This window comes from Sagittula sp. P11, from assembly GCF_002814095.1.
Taxonomy (GTDB): Bacteria; Pseudomonadota; Alphaproteobacteria; order Rhodobacterales; family Rhodobacteraceae; genus Sagittula.
In genome coordinates this window covers 3,137,789-3,155,938 of sequence record NZ_CP021913.1, presented here as the reverse complement: position 1 = coordinate 3,155,938, position 18,150 = coordinate 3,137,789, and the positions used below count along the sequence as shown (strand labels likewise).

17 protein-coding genes are annotated in these 18,150 nt (G+C 68.7%); 8 read left to right on the top strand and 9 right to left on the bottom strand.

What is annotated here, in order from left to right; translation table 11 throughout:
* Nucleotides 1-151 precede the first annotated feature (151 nt).
* A complete protein-coding gene (locus CDO87_RS15305) occupies nt 152-2,338 on the top strand; it encodes an AAA family ATPase (protein ID WP_100929580.1) in 2,187 nt (728 codons plus the stop codon).
* 43 nt (nt 2,339-2,381) lie between these two features.
* On the top strand, nt 2,382-3,158 hold the full coding sequence (locus tag CDO87_RS15300) for a hydroxypyruvate isomerase family protein (protein ID WP_100929579.1): 777 nt from the start codon (nt 2,382-2,384) through the stop codon (nt 3,156-3,158).
* A gap of 23 nt (nt 3,159-3,181) precedes the next feature.
* Here the strand turns inward: CDO87_RS15300 and CDO87_RS15295 are convergent, their stop codons facing one another.
* On the bottom strand, nt 3,182-3,853 hold the full coding sequence (locus tag CDO87_RS15295) for a response regulator (RefSeq protein WP_157815009.1): 672 nt from the start codon (nt 3,851-3,853) through the stop codon (nt 3,182-3,184).
* Nucleotides 3,854-4,044: 191 nt separating this feature from the next.
* On the opposite strand from CDO87_RS15295, the gene CDO87_RS15290 reads away from it, so the two are divergent.
* Complete coding sequence (locus tag CDO87_RS15290; RefSeq protein ID WP_100929577.1) at nt 4,045-4,764, top strand: HAMP domain-containing sensor histidine kinase; 720 nt, start codon at nt 4,045-4,047, stop codon at nt 4,762-4,764.
* A gap of 54 nt (nt 4,765-4,818) precedes the next feature.
* The gene (locus tag CDO87_RS15285) at nt 4,819-5,826 is read left to right on the top strand and encodes an Ldh family oxidoreductase (protein ID WP_100929576.1); all 1,008 of its coding nucleotides are present in this window, start codon (nt 4,819-4,821) and stop codon (nt 5,824-5,826) included.
* Between the two features lie 25 nt (nt 5,827-5,851).
* Here the strand turns inward: CDO87_RS15285 and CDO87_RS15280 are convergent, their stop codons facing one another.
* From CDO87_RS15280 to CDO87_RS15260, 5 genes are all read right to left on the bottom strand, one after another.
* The gene (locus CDO87_RS15280; RefSeq protein ID WP_100929575.1) at nt 5,852-6,238 is read right to left on the bottom strand and encodes a hypothetical protein; all 387 of its coding nucleotides are present in this window, start codon (nt 6,236-6,238) and stop codon (nt 5,852-5,854) included.
* Nucleotides 6,239-6,271: 33 nt separating this feature from the next.
* A complete protein-coding gene (locus CDO87_RS15275) occupies nt 6,272-7,498 on the bottom strand; it encodes a S8/S53 family peptidase (RefSeq protein WP_100929574.1) in 1,227 nt (408 codons plus the stop codon).
* Between the two features lie 178 nt (nt 7,499-7,676).
* Nucleotides 7,677-9,182 carry a glucosylglycerol-phosphate synthase gene (gene ggpS, locus CDO87_RS15270; RefSeq protein WP_100929573.1) on the bottom strand — a complete coding sequence of 502 codons (1,506 nt, stop codon included), beginning with the start codon at nt 9,180-9,182 and terminating at the stop codon, nt 7,677-7,679.
* 3 nt (nt 9,183-9,185) lie between these two features.
* Nucleotides 9,186-9,968 (bottom strand): HAD-IIB family hydrolase, encoded by a 783-nt coding sequence (locus CDO87_RS15265; RefSeq protein WP_100929572.1) that lies wholly within the window; start codon nt 9,966-9,968, stop codon nt 9,186-9,188.
* Nucleotide 9,969: 1 nt separating this feature from the next.
* On the bottom strand, nt 9,970-11,037 hold the full coding sequence (locus CDO87_RS15260; RefSeq protein WP_100929571.1) for an NAD(P)H-dependent glycerol-3-phosphate dehydrogenase: 1,068 nt from the start codon (nt 11,035-11,037) through the stop codon (nt 9,970-9,972).
* Between the two features lie 434 nt (nt 11,038-11,471).
* Here CDO87_RS15260 and CDO87_RS15255 point away from each other — a divergent pair, with 434 nt between their 5' ends.
* From CDO87_RS15255 to CDO87_RS15245, 3 genes are read left to right on the top strand one after another with little or no spacing between them, the layout of a single operon-like run.
* A complete protein-coding gene (locus CDO87_RS15255) occupies nt 11,472-11,930 on the top strand; it encodes a (2Fe-2S)-binding protein (RefSeq protein ID WP_100929570.1) in 459 nt (152 codons plus the stop codon).
* 4 nt (nt 11,931-11,934) lie between these two features.
* Nucleotides 11,935-14,103, top strand: coding sequence for a xanthine dehydrogenase family protein molybdopterin-binding subunit (locus CDO87_RS15250; protein ID WP_100929569.1), 2,169 nt, complete (start codon nt 11,935-11,937; stop codon nt 14,101-14,103).
* A 3-nt stretch (nt 14,104-14,106) separates the two neighbouring features.
* Entirely contained in the window at nt 14,107-14,718 is a 612-nt protein-coding gene (locus CDO87_RS15245; RefSeq protein ID WP_100929568.1) for an Isoquinoline 1-oxidoreductase subunit, read from the top strand.
* A gap of 221 nt (nt 14,719-14,939) precedes the next feature.
* Here the strand turns inward: CDO87_RS15245 and CDO87_RS15240 are convergent, their stop codons facing one another.
* A complete protein-coding gene (locus tag CDO87_RS15240; RefSeq protein ID WP_100929567.1) occupies nt 14,940-16,106 on the bottom strand; it encodes an alpha-D-ribose 1-methylphosphonate 5-triphosphate diphosphatase in 1,167 nt (388 codons plus the stop codon).
* Between the two features lie 25 nt (nt 16,107-16,131).
* On the opposite strand from CDO87_RS15240, the gene CDO87_RS15235 reads away from it, so the two are divergent.
* Entirely contained in the window at nt 16,132-16,812 is a 681-nt protein-coding gene (locus CDO87_RS15235; RefSeq protein ID WP_254698152.1) for a DUF1045 domain-containing protein, read from the top strand.
* On the opposite strand, the gene phnN is transcribed toward CDO87_RS15235, so the two are convergent.
* Both phnN and phnL read right to left on the bottom strand, forming a co-directional pair.
* The gene (phnN, locus tag CDO87_RS15230) at nt 16,794-17,336 is read right to left on the bottom strand and encodes a phosphonate metabolism protein/1,5-bisphosphokinase (PRPP-forming) PhnN (protein WP_100929565.1); all 543 of its coding nucleotides are present in this window, start codon (nt 17,334-17,336) and stop codon (nt 16,794-16,796) included. The two genes, CDO87_RS15235 and phnN, sit on opposite strands and share 19 nt — an antisense overlap.
* Before the next feature lie 115 nt (nt 17,337-17,451).
* Complete coding sequence (phnL, locus tag CDO87_RS15225) at nt 17,452-18,135, bottom strand: phosphonate C-P lyase system protein PhnL (RefSeq protein ID WP_100929564.1); 684 nt, start codon at nt 18,133-18,135, stop codon at nt 17,452-17,454.
* Nucleotides 18,136-18,150: the final 15 nt, after the last annotated feature.

Sequence of the window (18,150 nt, the reverse complement as noted above, 5' to 3'; positions counted from 1 at the left end):
GGTATTTCAGCCAAGATGAAGGCAGACCTTTCCCATCACCTTGGTCCAAATACCCTTGGGGGGTCCGGGGGGCAACGCCCCCCGGCCGGTCGCCTCGCGTCAGCGAGGCGAAACACTCCTGTCTGCATTGGAGTATCAGGATGGCTTGCCCATGCCTGAGCAGGTCAGGGATCATCTGATCCGCGGTGCGGACCTGCTCGCGCGGCGGCCACATTTCCGTCTGGTGGGGAGGGCGAAGGAGCTCTCCCAGATATCGGGTATGCTCATGCGGCACACCGCCTCCAACGTGCTGCTCGTCGGCCCGGGCGGGGTCGGGGCGACCTCGATCTGCATCGGGCTGGAGGCGGCGAAGGCCGATGCCTCCCTGCCCTTCGACGTGCTGGCCAGGCGGTTGTTCTGGCTCGACACCGACGGGCTGTTTTCCTCCGGCACCCATGCGCGCATCTCCGAAGGGTTCGAGAAGCTGCGCCGCACCTTGTTGCGTACCGCGAACTCCGTCCTGCTCATCGACGATTTCCGCGACTTCATCGAGGCCGCCCGCAACAACGGCACCACCCATCTGATCAACGCGGTCATGCGCGACGTGCTGACGGGGCGCTACCAGTGCATCCTCGAAGCCCGGGACGAGGACCTCGAGATCGTGCTCAAGTGCCATTCCAACATGCGTGAGGTCTTCACCATGCTGGAGATCCGCGAGCCCGGTCCCGACGCGCTGGCCGAGATCGCCCGGGTCGGGGCCGCGAGGCTCACCACCCATCACGGCGTGCCCGTCACGGAAGAGGCCATCGCCGCCGCGATCGAACTGACCTCCAAGTACCACGTCGGCGATCTGTCACTGTCGCGCGCGCAGCCCGAGCGGACGCTGAACCTGATCGACCGGGCGCTGACCTCCTACCGGCAGACGGTGCACCGGCGCCCGCCGCACCTTGTCCGGCTGCGGGCCACGCTGGCAGAGATCGAGGCGCTGCCCGAAGCGGCCCGCTCGCCCGACATTGCCCGCCAGCACGGCGACCTCAGGGACATGCTGGCCACCGCCGAAGCCGACTGGGCCGCCAAGGTCGACCGGCTCACCTCCCTGCGCAATGCGCAGCGCAGCGGGGAGGAACTGCTGCTCGCCCTCGAAGAGCAACTGGAGGCGGAACGGCAGAAGGAAAAGCCGGAGACCGCGCAGGCAGACGCCGCGCCCTCCTTCTCTGCCCGGCTTTCCGGCGGCGCGGGTTTCGGCTCGCGCGAGGAAAACCGCATCCTGCAGGAGATCAGGCAGGCCTCTGCCGCCATCGCCGACAACAGGCGAGCCTTCGACGCCCTGCAGGACGAGATGAACGCCGGTCTCGCGCTCGACGCCGCGGCGGTCACGCTGGAATTCTCCGCCATTTCCGGCATCCCCGCCGAAAAACTGAACCAGGACGAACGCGAAAAGCTCCTGACCCTCGACCGGGCGCTGAAGGCGCGGGTCTACGGCCAGGACCACGCCGTCGAAAAGCTGGTCGGTGCTGTGCTGATGGCCAATGCCGGGCTCAAGGAGCCGGACAAGCCGCAGGGGTCCTTCATGTTCTGCGGGCCGTCCGGCGTCGGCAAGACGGAGATCGCCAAGGCGCTCGCCATGGCGCTCAAGGACAGCGAGAAGGCGATGCTGCGCTTCGACATGTCGGAATACATGGAGAAGCACGCGATGGCCAAGCTGATCGGCGCGCCGCCGGGCTACGAGGGGTACGAGGCGGGCGGCATCCTCACCAATTCCGTGCGCCGCAACCCGCATTCGATCATCCTCTTCGACGAGATCGAGAAGGCGCATCCGGACGTGTTCAACGTCTTCCTGCAGGTGCTGGACGACGGGCGGCTCACCGACAACCGCGGGCTGACCGTCAGCTTTGCCGACACGCTGATCCTGATGACCACGAACATCGGGCAGGCGCATTTCCTCAACACCGACCTGGGCTTTGCCGCCGCGATGGAAGAGACCATGCGCGATCTCGAAGGCACCTTCCGCCCGGAATTTCTGAACCGTTTCAACGGGCGACAGAACATCATCGGCTTCCGGACCCTGCCCTTGGAGCTGATCGAGAAGATCGCCAACCGCGAGCTGCAGAAGGTCAATGCGCGCATCCGGGCCGCCGGGCACGCGGTGACGATCACCATGGCGCCGGATCAGGTCGCAGCGCTTTGTGCCGACCGCTACGATCCGGTGCACGGCGCGCGCGGCATCCCCGGCTTCTTCGCGGCAGAGGTCTATCCCTCCATCGCGCGCACCATCCTGTCGGCGCCGGACACGGCCGGCACGCTCGACGTGCGTTACCATGCCGACGACGGCGGCCGGGTGGAGATCGTGCCGGCATGACGTGCGCGCAGCCGGACAGGGACGCCGCAAAGGGGCGCCGGGCATGAGCGGGCGCCTGACATTCTCCGCCAACCTGGGGTTCCTCTGGACCGACAGGCCCCTGCCCGATGCGATACGGTCGGCGGGGGCGGCGGGCTTCGACGCGGTCGAATGCCACTGGCCCTACGACATTCCCGCAGCATCCGTGCTGGAGGCGCTGGCGGACACCGGCCTGCCGCTACTCAGCGTGAACACGCGGCGGGGATCGCGGCCGGGCGACTTCGGCCTGTCGGCCCTTCCCGGGCGCGAGGCAGAGGCCCATGCCGCCATCGCGGAGGCGGTGAACGGCGCCGTGGCCCTTGGCGCACGCATGGTACATGTCATGGCAGGCAAGGCGCGCGGTCCGAAGGCCCGTGCCGCCTATCACAACGCGCTGCGCCATGCCTGCGCGCTGGCCGCGCCGCACGGGCTGACGATCCTGATCGAACCCATCAACCAGAAGGACGCGCCGGGCTACTTCCTGCGCGACACCGCCCACGCACGGCGCATCATCGAGACGCTGGGACTGCCCAACCTGAAACTGATGTTCGACTGCTACCACGTCCAGCGCGCCGAGGGGGACGTGATCCACCACCTGCGCGACCTCCTTCCGGTGATCGGTCACATCCAGTTTGCGGGCGCGCCGGACCGTGGACCGCCGGACGAGGGAGAGCTCAACTACACCGCCGTGTTCGAGGAGATCGCCGCACTGGGATGGACGGCCCCGCTGGGCGCCGAATACCGCCCCGGTCCCGACACCGACGCCACGCTCGGCTGGCTGGCCCGGGCGCGCAGCATCTGAACCCCGGACAATCCGGAACGGGGTCAGCGAAATCTCAGCGGTTCGTCGGAATCGAAGAGGTAGGAGACATTCCAGTTTTCCGGCTCCGTAAATCCCTTGCTGGCCAGCATATCGATAATCCGCTTGTCGATTGTATCGACAAATCGACCGAATTCCATTTCATCCCGAATGACTTTCGCCACGTCCCGTGAAATCTGCACCCGCTGCTGTGCCAGCAATTCGCCGATCCAGTGGCGGGACGCCTCGGAAAACACCTTGGCAGAGGCGATCATCAGTTCCCGCAGCTTGTCGGGGTCAAGCGCGTCCTTGCTGAGACAGTCCATCGACCCCTTCTTCATCGAGGCGACGGCCACGTCGGTGCGCATCTCCGACGAGATCATCACCACCGCCGCGCCGAAGTTCATGGGGTGGTTGTTCACCAGCCTCTGCGCGTGCAGCCCGTTGCCCTTCGGCAGGAGATAGTCAATGAAAATAACGTCGTAGGACCGCTCATCCAGCGCCTTCTCGAACTCGTCCATGCCCGTGGTCAGGCGCGTGTTCACGGGCAGCCCGGTCTTTCCGCAGGCGCGCTTGATCCGGTTCAGGTCGAAGGTGCTGTCGTCGAGAACCAGCACCTCGAACACCCCGCGCTGCACTGCGCCATCCCGCCGACCGCCGGCTGCCAGCACGCCGTCCACTCTATCCGTTTCCGCCATCCGTCTACTCCCAAGCTTCAGGGTCACCTGATGTACGAAAGAATAGCCGGGAGAAATCTTAACCCTGAATGAAGCCCCCAAATTTATTAACGTGAAATTTCGCAAAACTATCGGAGGGAAGCGTTTGGCGATCCTCCGGCTGACTGGTACCAATGCTCGTGCAACCATAAACCCCTGGACAGAGCGGTAAAATGAAGGATCTTACAGAAACGGGCGAAACGGAAAGGGATTTCGAATCCTACCTCTATATCGTTACGCACGATCTGAAGACCTATTCCCGCGCCATGCGCGTCATCCCCGAATGGATCGAGGAGGATCTGGGCGCCGCCGGTCACGCCGTCCCGGCGGAGGTCCGCGAACACGTCACCATGCTGCGCGACTACGCCCGCGGGCTCGACCTCATGCTCGACGGGCTGACGGAACTGTCGCGCGTCGGGCGGCTGGCCGACACACCGGACCGCCACCCCCTGCCCGAGGCGCTGTGCGACGCCTGGTGCCGCGTTCCTGGGCGCGATGGGTTCGACCTCGATCTGTCGCAGGCGGCGGGCGCGGTCGTAGCCCCGGGCAACGACCTCGACCGCATGCTGTTTGCCGTGCTCTCCAACTGCGTCCGCCACCACGATGCCGCGCAGGGCCACGTCACCGTCCGCACCCGGTGCGACGGCGCCCGCCTCATCCTGACCGTGACGGACGACGGGCCGGGCGTCGACCCGGACTACCGCCGGAAGGTCTTCGAACCGCTCTTCACCCTGCGCGCCAAGGATGAGGTCGGCACGGCAGGCATGGGTCTCGCCGTGGCGGAGAAGGTGGCGAAGACGCTCGGCGGCAGCATCGCCATCGTAGACACCCCCGCGCGGCGCGGTTGCACGGTGGAAATCGGCCTGCCGCTGGCCCCCGCCCCAATCGTTTGAGAACTGCCCGCACTTGATGTACCCCGAAGGGGCCGTGACCCTCAGGACCACATCATGCCCCAGATCCGCCTGACCCCCGAAGAGATCCACAGCCTCGCCTACGATACGCTGACCCGGACCGGCTATGGCGACGCCCACGCGCAGGCCATCGCCGCGTTCCTGACCACCTGCCAGATGGACGACTGCGGCTCTCACGGGCTGTTCCGCCTGTTCATGTGCGTCGAGACGATGCGCCGGGGCACCGTCGACGGCACGGCAGAGCCGGAGATCGTCACCGACGACAGCGCCGTGGTGCGGGCCGACGCGCGGGGCGGCATCTCGCTTCTGGCGACGCAGGGAGGCCTGCCGCTCCTGACCCAGCGCGCGCGCCGCTTCGGTGTCGCGGCCATGGCCGTCAACCGCTGCTACCACTTCTCCGCCCTCTGGCCGGAGGTCGAACACCTTGCCCGCGAAGGGCTTTCCGCGCTGTCGATGGTGCCCAGCCACGCCTGGGTCGCGCCCGCGGGCGGCACGCGCGGCGCGCTCGGCACCAACCCCATCGCCTTCGCATGGCCGCGCGGCGACGCCGATCCGCTGGTCTTCGACCTCGCCACCTCCGCCTTCGCGCGCGGCGAGATCGAGCTTTACCGCCGCGAGGGCAAACCCCTGCCCGAAGGCGTGGCGCTGGACGCGGACGGCAAGCCCACCACCGATCCGGAGGCCGCGATGCAGGGCGCCATGTGCACCTTCGGCGGCCACAAGGGCTCTGCCCTGTCGCTGATGGTCGAACTGATGGCCGGGCCGCTGATCGGCGACATGACCAGCCTCGAAAGCATGGCCTACGCCGAGGGCCGCCCCGAAGCGCCCTACCACGGCCAGATCATCGTGGCCTTCGACCCGGCGCGCCTGTCGGGCGGCCGCGCCGATGCGGGCCAGTCGTCGGCCGAGGCGCTGTTTGCCGAGATCGCCGGGCAAGGCGCCCGCCTGCCCGCCGAACGCCGCTATGCTGCCCGCGCCCGCAACAAGGCGCGCGGCTACGTGGAAATCGCGCAATCGCTCTACGACGATCTGAAGGCGCTCTGACCGCCGGGCCGGGATAGGCCGGCGCCTATTCCTCCGAGGGGCGCCGCGGCCGCACCAGATCGACGGCGCGGTCGAACTCCGCGTCTTCGACCTCCTCGGCCTCCAGCGCGCGGCTCAGTGCGTCCGGTGCGCCTTCGACCACCACCGCCTGCACGCCGCGCGCGACCGAGGTCTTCAGCCCCAGCGCCTGCAACTTGCCCACCAGCGCGTCGAGACCGGGCGCGCCCTGCGCATCCTCGAAGTCGATCAGCGCCTTGCGGTAGGCGGTGCGGTCCGGGAAGGTGTCCGGCGCGGGCGCCGCGGCGCCCCGGCTGCGGGAAGGCCGCGCGGTCTGCAGGATCATCCGCTCCGTCCCGCCCGAGGGCTTGGCGCCCAGTTCCGCCTGCAGCTTCTTCAGGCTTTCCTCATCCATCCAGACCGCCCTTCCCTGCAAGTGTGCGCCGACTCATGACACAGCCTGCCACAGGTGCGGCGGCAGTTGCAGCATCCCGCCGCCCTGCCGCAGCGCATCCACGCCCGACAGCGGCTGCAACACGCCAATGATCTCCTCCGTCAGGTCCGACAGCGTGATCGTCGGGAACCGCTCCACGATCAGCGCGGCGATGCCCGAGACCAGCGGCGTCGCCATCGAACTGCCGTCCCAGGCCTCGTAGCCGCCGCCCATCACGCAGGAGGTCACCTCCGCCCCCGGAGCCACAAGGTCCGGCACATCGTAGCTTTGCGCGTCGGCGACCATGCTCCCGCCCGAAGAGAAGCTCGCCACCCGGCCATGGCGGTTGGCCGCGCCCACCGACAGCACCTCTGCGTAGTTGCCCGGGCTGCGGCTGGTGTTCGGCCCCTCGTTGCCCACCGCGATCACCGGCAGGATGCCCATGCGCTTCAGCAGCACGACCGAGGATTTCATCGCCCCGTGAAAGCCCGGAATGCCCGCCGACATGTTGAGGATCGCGATTTCCGGCCGCCGCGCCACGAAGTCGATGGCAAAGATGAAGTCGGAGATATTGCCAAGCGCGTTCGGGATCATGACGTAGTTCATCAGGTCCGCCTCCGGTGCGACGCCGACGCGCGACCCGGCCACCAGCCCGGCGACATGGGTGCCGTGGCCCTCCGTGTCCTCGCTCTGGATCGCGACGGGCGTGTTGGTGGTGCGGTCCAGCCGGAAGGCCGAGGCGACCCTCCCGGCGATTTCCTCCACTTCCTCCACCCCGGTGTCGAGGATCGCGACCCCCACGCCCTTCCCCGTGCCGCCGAAGCCCGCCGCGCGGGCCGAGGCCACCGCCACCGCGTCGAGGTGCCAGAGGTCCAGCCCCGCCTCCGCCGAATGGTTCGCCGTGGCGCGCACCGGCGGGATCAGCGACAGCGGCAGGTCCTCCACCACGTCGTAGTTCGGCAGGTCCGTCTTCAGCCGCTCCAGCTCTTCCGGATCGTCCATGTCGAAGACCATCACCCCGGTGACGGAGGTCGTCTCCTCCGGGTGCGCCACGATCTCGGCCGAGCGCATCCGCGCGCGGGCGGCGGGTTCCGGTCCCCGGGTCTGCGCCCCAAGCCGGCGGCGCGCCTCGATGACGCGGGCGACCTGCGCGGCGCGCGCTTCGGGCGCCATGGTCACATCGGCCATGCTGAGCGAGGCGATGACAGGGTCGTTCTTCGGCAGGGCAAGAAATCGGGCCACGGGACAAATCCCCCTCTGTGCTGAAAATGGGGCCACGGCAGGCGCCGCCCGACGGGCCGCTGACAATCAAAGAATGAGTAATGCTACCACAATCCCCGCATTGCGGGTAGCGGGATATGAAAAAGCGGACGGGCCCGCGCCCGTCCGCCGTGCTGTTCCATCAAGCGATGTTGGTGGCTCAGGCCACCTCCGCCGCGCTCGAGGTCTTTTCCTTGGGTGTGCTGAAGGCGCGCATCTGGTCCTCGGCCCAGAAGCGGATGTCCTGCTTCTGCACCATGGCGCGGTTGACCTTCATCCGGCCCCGGCGCTCTTCCTCCGGCATGGCCAGCGCGAACTCGATCGCCGAATCCATCGACTTGTGCGAGAACGGGTTGGTCGGCACAGCCGTCGCCAGTTCCACCGCCGCCCCGGCGAATTCCGACAGCACCAGCACGCCGTCGCCATCGGTGCGCGCCGCGCAGAACTCCTTGCAGACAAGGTTCATGCCGTCCGCCAGCGGCGTGATCCACGCCACGTCCGCCGCCCGGTAAAAGGCCACCAGATCGGTGAACGGCACCGGGTTCGAGATCAGCAAAAGCGGCTGCCAGTCGAAGTTGCCGTACCGCCCGTTGATCCGCCCGGCGATCGACTCCAGGTCCTCCTGGATCTGCCGGTAGGCGGTCATGTTGACGTTCGCACTGACCGAGACGTGCATCAGCTGCACCTTGCCGCGCAGGTCGGGACGGTTCTCCAGCATCCGCTCGAAGGACTCGAGCTGCTCGATCCCGCCCTTGGTGTAATCCGTCCGGCCCACCGACAGGATCAGCTTGCGGTCCTTCAGGCCCTCGCGGATCTCGCCGACCCGCTTCTCCGTCGCCTCGTTGTTCGCCAGCGTCTCGATGTACCCCACGTCGACGCCCACCGGGCTCGCCTGCAGCAGCACCGTGCGCCCGTCGTAGGCGACCTCGGTGATGACAGACTGCTCCGACAGGGCAGAAGTCTGGGCGTTCAGCTCGTCCTTCACCTTCTCGCGCTTCTGGGTGTCTACCTCCAGCAGCGACCGCGCGGCGGAGACGAAGTTGTTCACGTACCGCGGGATGTGGAAGCCCACCACGTCGCAGGACAGCAGCGACTCGAGGATCTCGCGTCGCCACGGCAGCACGTTGAAGATGTCGGCGGGCGGGAACGGCGTGTGGTGGAAGAAGCTGATCTTCACATCCGGGCGCAGCGTCCGCAGGTAGCCGGGCACCAGCCACAGGTTGTAGTCGTGCACCCAGACCACGGCGCCCTGCGCAGCCTCGGCGGCGGCAGCCTCCGCGAAGGCCCAGTTCACCTCCCGGAAGGTCGACCAGTCGACGGGGTCGTAGTTGTAGCGTTCCTTGAAGCCGTGCAGGATCGGCCAGAACGCCTCCTTGGAAGAAACGTGGTAGAAGGACGTCACCTGCTCCGGCGTCAGCGGCAGGCGGGACACGGAATATTTGCCGTGCTGGTCCTCGATTTCCACCACCCGCTCGAAGCCCGGGTTTGCCGGGTCGTCGGCGTTTTTCCACGCCACCCAGGCGCCCTTCTCGAACCGTCCGAAGAAGCTCTTGAGCGTCGGGACGATGCCGTTCGGGCTCTTGTTCTCCCGGAACTCGATCTTCCCGTCGACTTCGACTTCCTCGTAGGGCTGACGGTGGTAAACGATCACCAGGTCGGATGGCATGGTTCAGGCTCCTTTCGGGGTGTCATGTAGGTCAAGCGCGGCGATGGCCTCGATGATGCCCGCCGCACCGTGCGCGCGCGCATGGTAGACGGTTTCGCAGCCATCGAGCCGCGCCTTCAGGTCGGCTTCGGAATTGCCCACGGCGACGGCCGGCAGGCCGCTCTCCAGCATGGACAGGTCGTTGAGCGTGTCCCCGGCGCACAGCACGCGCGTCTCCGGGATGCCCAGGTGATCGACAAGCCGCCGGATCGACGGCCCCTTGGAGACCCCCTTCGGCAGCACGTCGAAATACCGGTTGTCGGAAATCAGCCAGTCGAGCCCCAACTCCGCCACGCGCTCCTTGGCGTTGGCGTCGAAATCGGCGGGGTCGAGGTCGTAGCTGACCCGGTAGCGGAACGCGGTCGGCTGAAGCGTCAGGCCGGGATGGCCGTCCAGCGTCACGCGGACCAGCTCCCCCTTGTCGCCCCAGCGTTCGGCGATGTCCTCTTCGAGCTTGGCAATGGGCGTCACATGCCCGTCCGCCGTCACCTCGGCGATGGTGGTGCCCACGTCGCCCACCACGAACTCCGGCCATGGCAGGCCCTTCTCGCGGCACATCTCCATGATGAATTCCGGGTCGCGCCCGGTGACGAAGATCAGCCCGACGCTGGCGCGGTTGGCCTCGATCCAGCTGTAGAGGCGCTCCCGCTCGGCGTCGGTGCCGCCCAGGAAGGTGCCGTCCAGATCGGTGGCGAGGGTCATCCGGCGCGCGGCGATGTCCGGGCGCGATGTGGCATGTACGTTCATGTCAGCTTTCTCCGAATTGCAGCGGCACGTCGGGTTGCGGGTGGGCCAGCGAAAGGTCCAGCGCCTGCGGCTCCGCCTCGATCGGGCGCGCCCAGAGCGTGCTGAACGCCTCCTGCAGGTCGGCGCCCTCGTGCAGCACGGCGTTGACCGTCTCGCAGATCGGCATGGGCACACCCACGCGCTGCGCCAGTTCGATGACCGAGACCGCATTGATCTCGCCCTCGACCACCACCGGGCGCCCTTCGAAGCACGACACCCGCGGGATGCCCTGCCCAAGCTGGTAGCCCAGCGACATGTTCCGCGACGTCGTCGACGAACAGGTCAGCGTCAGGTCGCCCGCACCCGACAGGCCGGTGACGGTCTCGCGCCGCCCGCCCAAGGCCTGCGCCAGCCGCTTCATCTCGTCGATGCCGCGGGTGATCAGCGCGGCACGGGTGTTCTCGGCAAAGCCCGCGCCCGACATCATCCCGCAGGCGATGGCGATCACGTTCTTGACCGCGCCGCCCACTTCGACGCCCACGAGGTCGTCCGACACGTAAGGCCGGAACCCGTTGCCCGACAGCGACAGCGCCAGCCGTGCCGCGGGGCTCGACTTCGGCGCCAGCCGGTCGGCATAACGGAAATGGAAGGCGACGGTGGCCGCCGTGGGATGATCCAGCGCCGCTTCGCGTGCAAAGGTCGGGCCGGAGACGGCACCCACCGGATGCCCCGGCAGCTCGTCGGAGACGACTTCGGACAACAGAAGGCCCGTGCCGCGCTCCACGCCCTTGCAGGCCAGCGCGACCGGGATGCCCTCCGGCAGATGCGGCGCGATGGCCCGGCACATGGGCCGAAGGGTCGAGGACGGCGTCACCATCAGCACGGCCTCCGCGCCCTCCAGCGCCTCGGCCAGATCGGCGGTGGCGGTCAGCCCGGCGGGGAGCGGCACATCCGGCAGGTATTCGGCATTCTCGGCGCCCGCGTTGATCGCGTCCGCCTGATCGGGACGGCGCGCCCAAAGCTTCACCTGACGACCGTTGCGCGCCAGCACGCAGGCCAGCGCGGTGCCCCAGCTGCCGGCGCCAAGCACGGCGACGCGGTCATAGGGGGCGGCGGGTTGGTAAGACGAATCCTTAATGGGGAGCTCCTTTCAGGATACCCTGTTTACGTTTCGTTCATCCATGTACCGGGCGCGTCACCAGCCGTTCGGAGCGGCATCGCGGGGGTCGGCACAACGCGGGCCAACCCGGACCCTCGGGCACGGACATCCCGTCCAGCGCCACGTCATCAACCTAGGGCGGATATTTGCCGAAACCAACGGCTTTCCGCCGCATCGCAGCAAAGTCGTTATCCGATAAGGAAAATTTGTTGATCAAATAGGCAGACCCCACGCCCGTCCCGCCCCGGACCATCCGCCCGGATAAAAAACGGAGCACCCCTCCATTTTTTCGTTGCAGCCATGGACGCGCCCCTGCCATGCTCTATTTCCCGGCACAGCGAATTCCCACACGGAGGGCCAGCCAAATGATCTCTTTCGAACTCAACGGCGAGGAGGTGACCGTCGATGTCGCCCCGGACACGCCCCTGCTCTGGGTGCTGCGTGACGAGCTGAAGCTCACCGGCACCAAGTTCGGCTGCGGCGTCGCGCAATGCGGCGCCTGCACGGTGATGCTGAACGGCATGACCCGGCGCTCCTGCGTGACCCCGGTCTCCATGGTCGACGGCAGCTTCGTCACCACCATCGAGGGCATGGAAGGCCCCGAAGTCGAGGCCGTTCAGGCGGCATGGGCGGGGCTCGACGTGCCGCAATGCGGCTGGTGCCAGTCCGGCCAGGTCATGAGCGCCACCGCGCTCCTGCTGGAAAACCCCGCACCCACCGACGAAGACATCGACAACGCCATGGCCGGGAACGTCTGCCGCTGCGCCACCTACGTGCGCATCCGCAAGGCGATCCACGACGCCGCCGACGCGCTGGAGGGCTGATCCCATGAACAAGCAACTGTCCCGCAGGGGCTTTCTCGCCTCATCCGCCGGCCTCGTGATCGGGCTCACGCTGCCCATGGCCGGCCGCGCCCAGTCCGGTGCCGCCCTCGCCTTCGAAGGCGACGGCACGGAGGGCACCTTCGCCCCCAACGCCTTTGTCCGCGTGGCGCCCGACGACACCGTCACCGTGATGATCAAGCACATCGAGTTCGGCCAGGGCCCCAACACCGGCCTCGCCACCCTCGTCGCCGAGGAGCTGGACGCCGACTGGTCGCAGATGCGCGCCGAAAGCGCCCCCGCGAATACCGAGCTCTACAAGAACCTCGCCTTCGGCATGCAGGGCACCGGCGGTTCCACCGCCATGGCCAACAGCTACATGCAGATGCGCAAGGCCGGGGCCGCAGCCCGCGCCATGCTGGTCGCCGCCGCCGCCGAGGAATGGGGCGTCCCCGCCAGCGAGATCACCGTCGAGAACGGCATCGTCAGCCACCCCGACGGCCAGTCCTCCGGCTTCGGCGCGCTGGCCGAGAAGGCCGCAATGCAGACCGTGCCCGAGGATCCGCCGGTGAAGTCCGCCGACCAGTTCCGCCTGATCGGCTCCGACCTGCCCAAGCTCGACACCGCGGCAAAATCGAACGGCACCGCGACCTTCACCATGGACCTCTACCGCGACGGGATGCTGACCGTGGTGGTCGCCCACCCGCCGAAGTTCGGCGCGACCGTGGCCTCCTACGATGACGCGGAGGCGCTGAAGGTCCCCGGCGTCGAGGCGGTGCACCAGATCCCGCAGGGCGTGGCCGTCTACGCGACCTCGACCTACGCCGCGATCAAGGGCCGCAACGCGCTGACCGTCGAATGGGACGAAAGCGCGGCCGAGACCCGCTCAACGGACGAGATGTACGAGGCGTTCTCCGCCGCGGCCGCCGAGGGCGGGCGCGATGCGGAGGTCAACGGCGACGGTGCCGCGGGCATCGACGGCGCCGCGCAGGTCATCGAGGCAGAGTTCCGCTTCCCCTACCTCGCCCACGCGCCGATGGAACCGCTCGACGGCGTCTTGGAGGTGCGCGAGGACGGCGCGGAGGCCTGGATGGGCTCGCAGTTCCCCACCCTCGACCTGCCCGCGATCGCCGGTCCGCTCGGGCTCGACCCGGCGAACGTGAAGATCAACGTGATGCTTGCGGGCGGCAGCTTCGGCCGCCGCGCGCAGGACACCTCGCACTTCGCCTCCGAACTGGCCGAGATCGGCAAGGCCGCCGGTCCCGGCACCTACAAGCTGGTCTGGACCCGCGAGGACGACATCCACGGCGGCTACTACCGCCCCCTGACGGTGCACCGCTTCCGTGCCGGTCTGGACGACGGTGGCGCGCTCCTCGGCTGGGAAAACGTGGTGGCCAACCAGTCCATCATGGCGGGCGGCCCCATGGCGCAGATGATGCAGGACGGCATGGACCCGACCTCCTACGAAGGGTCGTCGAACCTGCCCTATGACTTCGGGCATTCCCGCGTCGGCTGGGCCGTGCAGGAAAACCCGGTCAGCGTGCTCTGGTGGCGCTCCGTGGGCCACAGCCACACCGGCTATGCGGTCGAGGTCTTCCTCGACATGGTGCTCGAAGCGCAGGGCAAGGACCCGCTGCAGGGCCGGCTCGACCTGCTGAAGGCCGATGGCGACCGCTTCCGCGGCGTGCTCGAAAAGGTCGGCGAGATGGCCGGCTGGGACGGCACCACGGTGCGCGACGGCAAGGGCTACGGCATCGCCGTGGTGAAAAGCTTCAACACCTATGTGGCCGAGATCGCCGAGGTTTCGGACGCGGGCGGCTTCCCGAAGGTGCACCGCGTCTGGTGTGCCGTGGACTGCGGCGTCGCCGTGAACCCCAACGTGATCCGCGCGCAGATGGAAGGCGGCATCGGCTACGGCCTCGGCTCCGTCCTCTTCGACGAGATCACGCTGGGCGACGGCGGCGAGGTCCAGCAGTCTAACTTCGACACCTATCGCATGCTGCGCATCCACGAGATGCCGGAAGTGGAGGTGGAGATCATCCAGTCCGACGCCGATCCGACCGGCGTCGGCGAACCCGGCCTGCCGCCCATCGGCCCGGCCGTTGCCAACGCATGGCGCGCCCTGACGGGCAAGACCGTCACCCGCCTGCCTTTCACCGCAAGCATGGAGGCCTGACCCATGAAAAAGACCCTTCTGATGGCGGCGCTCCTTGGCGTCGCCCCGGCCCTCATGGGCCCCGCCTTCGCCGAAACCGTCAACGGGCTGCGCACCGTGGACGAGTTCGACGGCATCACGGACGAGACGGAACGCTCCGTCTCGCTGTTCGAAGAGATGCTGGTGGTGATCGAAAGCCCGCGCTGCCTGAACTGCCACCCGGTGGACAACACCCCGCGGCAGGGCGACGAGATGAAGATCCACATGCCGCCGGTGGTGCGCGGCGATGCGGACTTCGGCGCGCCGGGCATGCGCTGCAACACCTGCCACGGCGAGGAGAATTACGCCTTCGAGACCGGCACCGGGTCCATCCCCGGCCACAGCCCGTGGCAGCTCGCGCCGCTGGAAATGGGCTGGATCGGCAAGTCGGCGGCAGAGATCTGCGCCCAGCTCAAGGACCCGGAAACCAACGGCGGCAAGTCGCTGGCGGAACTGCACGAGCACAACGCCGAGGACGGCCTCGTCGGCTGGGGCTGGGAACCGGGCGAAGGCCGCACCCCCGCCCCGGGCAACCAGGAGATCTTCGGCCAGCTCACCGAAGCCTGGATCGAAACCGGCGCCGCCTGCCCGAGCTGACCTTTCCGACAACGACCATCAGGCCGCCCCCACGGGCGGCCTGATCCGTTTCCGGCCCCCACACTCCGGCCAATTCCCCGGACGTGGCCCAAGGGGCACGCACCAGGCGCACCGCGCTCTCCGGCGCAGCCGACCTGCCCGCCGCCCGGCCCGGGCTTCGGCCAGGTTTGCGCAGGCCACGACCCCGCCCGTAACCGGCTGCCGCACAGCGCACCCGCGCCTCACCCCACCTGACGCCCGCGCGACCAGACCCCGCGCAGCACGGGCGCATCGCCGAAGGTCTCGACCCGCAGCAGGTCGGCCCGCAGCCCCTCCGCCAACGTGCCCCGGTCCGTCAGGCCGGTCGCCCGCGCCGGGGCAGAGGTCACCGTCCGCACCGCGCGCGGCAGGTCGTCCCACAGCGCCCCCAGCCGCCACGCCGACAGCAACAGCGCCGAGGGCACGTAATCCGACGACAGGATGTCCAGAAGGTCGAACTCCGCCAGCGCCAGCGCCGAGACGTTGCCCGAATGCGACCCGCCCCGGATCACGTTCGGCGCACCCATCATGATCGCGATCCCCCGCTCGCGGCAGGCCTCCGCCGCCTCCACCGTGGTCGGGAACTCGGCAAAGCCCACGCCCAGCGCCCCGCTCCGCGCCACCTGCTCCTCGGTCGTGTCGTCGTGGCTGGCCAGCACGGCGCCGATCCGCCGCGCCTCCTCGACCGCGCCCGCCTCGTGCCGCGTGCCGTACTCCGCCTGCAGCCCCTTCAGGTGCGCCACATGCGCGTCGAACTCCGCGTCCGACATGTTGCGCTTCTTGGCGACGTACTGCTTCATCTTCGACAGGTCGCGGAACTGCCGCTGCCCCGGCGTGTGGTCCATCAGGCTGACGATGCCCACCCGGTCCTCCGGCCCGAAGCCCGCCAGCTCCTCCAGCAGCGTCTCCGAACAGATCTCCGCCCGCAGGTGCAGGAAGTGGCTGATCCGCATCGCCCCCGACGCCCGGAGCGCCATCATCTCCGACGCCAGCCCCCGCGCGTATTCCGCGTAGCGGCCCTTGCCCGAATGGATCGACCCGACCCGCATCGCGTCGAAGACCGTGGTGATCCCGCAGGACGCCAGCTCCCCGTCATGCGCCAGCAGGGCCGATACATGCGGCCAGTCGACCCCGGGGCGCGGCTGGATGTGCCGTTCGAGATTGTCGGTGTGCAGCTCCACCAGCCCCGGCAGCACGTAATCGCCGCCGCAGTCGATCGCGCCCGCCGGCACGTCTCCGCCGGAGCGGACCTCCGCGATCACCCCGTCCTCAACGCAAAGCTTGCCCGTGACCACCCGCTCGTCCAGAACGAGGCGCGCATTGGCAAGGCAGAAAGAGGCTGACACGCGCCTGTCATCACCGCGTGTCATGTCGCTCGAAAAGACCGGAGAATTCATGTCAGACCATTCCCGTTATGCTGTGTATTTCATGCCGCCCGAAGGCGTGTTGCAGACGTTCGGCGCGCGCTGGCTGGGCTGGGACGCCGTCACCGGGACAGAGGTGGCGCAGACCGCCCTGCCCGAAAACCTGCCCCCCATCGAACAGATCACCGGGGCGCCCCGCAAGTACGGCTTCCACGGCACGCTGAAGCCGCCCTTCCGCCTTCAGGGCAGCCTGCCCGATCTCGAAGCGGCGGTCGCGGCCCTGGCTGGCCGCACCGCCCCGGCGCGCAGCGCGGGCCTCGCGCTCACCCGGCTCGGCCGCTGGTTCGCGCTGACCCCCACGGGCGACATCTCCGGCATCGGCCGGATCGCCGCCGCCTGCGTCACCGACCTCGACACCTTCCGCACGCCCGCCTCCGACGCCGAGCTCGACCGCCGCCGCAAGGCCGGGCTGACCGAGCGGCAGGAACACCACCTGCGCAAATGGGGCTACCCCTACGTGCTCGACCAGTTCCGCTTCCACCTGACGCTGACCGGCAAGGTGGACAAGGACCGGCTCGACGCGGTGGAGGCCGCCATCAGGGACGCCCTGCCGCCGCTCCGGGAACCCTTCGTCATGGCCGACATCTGCCTCTGCGGCGAACGTCCCGATGGCCGCTTCGAACTGATCCACCGCTACGCCCTCACCGGGTGAAGCCGCACCAGCGCCTCGGCGACGGTCCGCTCCAGCGGGCCGTCGTTCGACACGTCGAGCCGCGCCATGCCCTCGGGCAGCGCATAGCCCGCCCGCGCCAGCCGCCGCGCGATCTCCGGCGCGCTCTCCCGCCCCCGCCCCGCCAGCCGCGCGGCCAGCGTCTCCGGCGTGGCGGTCAGGTTCAGCACCACGAAGCCGGGAAACATCCCCTGCGCCTCCGGCAGCACCGCGCGCGACAGGTTCGCCATGACCTCCGCCCCGCTCCGGACCGCCGCCAGCACCCCCGCGGGGATGCCGTAGGACAGCCCGTGCGCCTGCCACGACAGGCAGAAGGCGCCCCCGGCCTGCATCTCCGCGAACCGCTGCCGGGACACCGCGTCGAACACCTCGCCGCCCGCCTCCGCATCGCGGGTGATGACCCGGCGCACCACCCCGATGGAGGGCGCGGCAGCCGCGATCCCCTGCATCACGCTGTCCTTGCCGACACCCGAAGGCCCGACCACCGCGATCAGCCGCCCGCTCATGTCACACCCCCGCCGGAAACTCCGGCAGGCCCGTGACCGGACTGCGGCCCGGAGAGCGGGCCGCTGCGCCCACAGGGGCGCAGTCGGGCCGTCCGGAAGGGGGCGGTCAGACCGCTCATGCCGCCATCCCCGGCGTGAACCGCGCCACGTCGATTTCCCGGTCGCAGATCCGCGCCCGCGCCGCCTCGTCGTGGAAGATCCCGACGATGGCCGCGCCCCGCGCCTTCGCCGCCTCGATCAGCTCCAGCACCACCGCCCGGTTCACCGCGTCGAGGCTGGCGGTCGGTTCGTCCAGCAGCAGCGCCGGATAGGCATGGGCAAAGCCGCGCGCGATGTTCACCCGCTGCTGCTCGCCGCCCGAAAACGTCGTAGGCGAGAGCGGCCACAGTGTCTCGGGGATGTTGAGTCGCGCCAGCAGCTCCGCCGCACGGGCGCGCGCCGCCGTCTCGTCCACGCCCACGGCGCGCAGCGGCTCCGCCACCACGTCGAGCGTCGGCACCCGCGGCACCACCCGCAGGAACTGGCTGACATAGCCCAGCGTCTCGCGCCTGAGCCGGATGATCTCGCGCGGGGCGGCCTGTGCCACGTCCACGCCGCCCACCACGATCCGGCCCGAGGCCGCAAGGTAGTTGCCGTAGATCATCCGCATCAGCGTCGACTTTCCCGCGCCCGACGCGCCGGTCAGCGCCACGCATTCGCCGGGGGCGACGCGCAGGTGCGCGCCCTCCATCACCCGGATCACCGCCCCGCCCTGATTGTGCAGGGTGAAGGTCTTGGCCACGTCCTCGATCTCGATCATCGTCTCACCCTGCCT

Coding starts and splice junctions, on each gene's coding strand:
- CDO87_RS15305 (WP_100929580.1), top strand. CDS start 152: ATGCCTGAGCAGGTCAGGGATCATCTGATCCGCGGTGCGGACCTGCTC.
- CDO87_RS15300 (WP_100929579.1), top strand. CDS start 2,382: ATGAGCGGGCGCCTGACATTCTCCGCCAACCTGGGGTTCCTCTGGACC.
- CDO87_RS15295 (WP_157815009.1), bottom strand. CDS start 3,853: ATGGCGGAAACGGATAGAGTGGACGGCGTGCTGGCAGCCGGCGGTCGG.
- CDO87_RS15290 (WP_100929577.1), top strand. CDS start 4,045: ATGAAGGATCTTACAGAAACGGGCGAAACGGAAAGGGATTTCGAATCC.
- CDO87_RS15285 (WP_100929576.1), top strand. CDS start 4,819: ATGCCCCAGATCCGCCTGACCCCCGAAGAGATCCACAGCCTCGCCTAC.
- CDO87_RS15280 (WP_100929575.1), bottom strand. CDS start 6,238: ATGGATGAGGAAAGCCTGAAGAAGCTGCAGGCGGAACTGGGCGCCAAG.
- ggpS (WP_100929573.1), bottom strand. CDS start 9,182: ATGCCATCCGACCTGGTGATCGTTTACCACCGTCAGCCCTACGAGGAA.
- CDO87_RS15265 (WP_100929572.1), bottom strand. CDS start 9,968: ATGAACGTACATGCCACATCGCGCCCGGACATCGCCGCGCGCCGGATG.
- CDO87_RS15255 (WP_100929570.1), top strand. CDS start 11,472: ATGATCTCTTTCGAACTCAACGGCGAGGAGGTGACCGTCGATGTCGCC.
- CDO87_RS15250 (WP_100929569.1), top strand. CDS start 11,935: ATGAACAAGCAACTGTCCCGCAGGGGCTTTCTCGCCTCATCCGCCGGC.
- CDO87_RS15245 (WP_100929568.1), top strand. CDS start 14,107: ATGAAAAAGACCCTTCTGATGGCGGCGCTCCTTGGCGTCGCCCCGGCC.
- CDO87_RS15240 (WP_100929567.1), bottom strand. CDS start 16,106: ATGACACGCGGTGATGACAGGCGCGTGTCAGCCTCTTTCTGCCTTGCC.
- CDO87_RS15235 (WP_254698152.1), top strand. CDS start 16,132: ATGTCAGACCATTCCCGTTATGCTGTGTATTTCATGCCGCCCGAAGGC.
- phnN (WP_100929565.1), bottom strand. CDS start 17,336: ATGAGCGGGCGGCTGATCGCGGTGGTCGGGCCTTCGGGTGTCGGCAAG.
- phnL (WP_100929564.1), bottom strand. CDS start 18,135: ATGATCGAGATCGAGGACGTGGCCAAGACCTTCACCCTGCACAATCAG.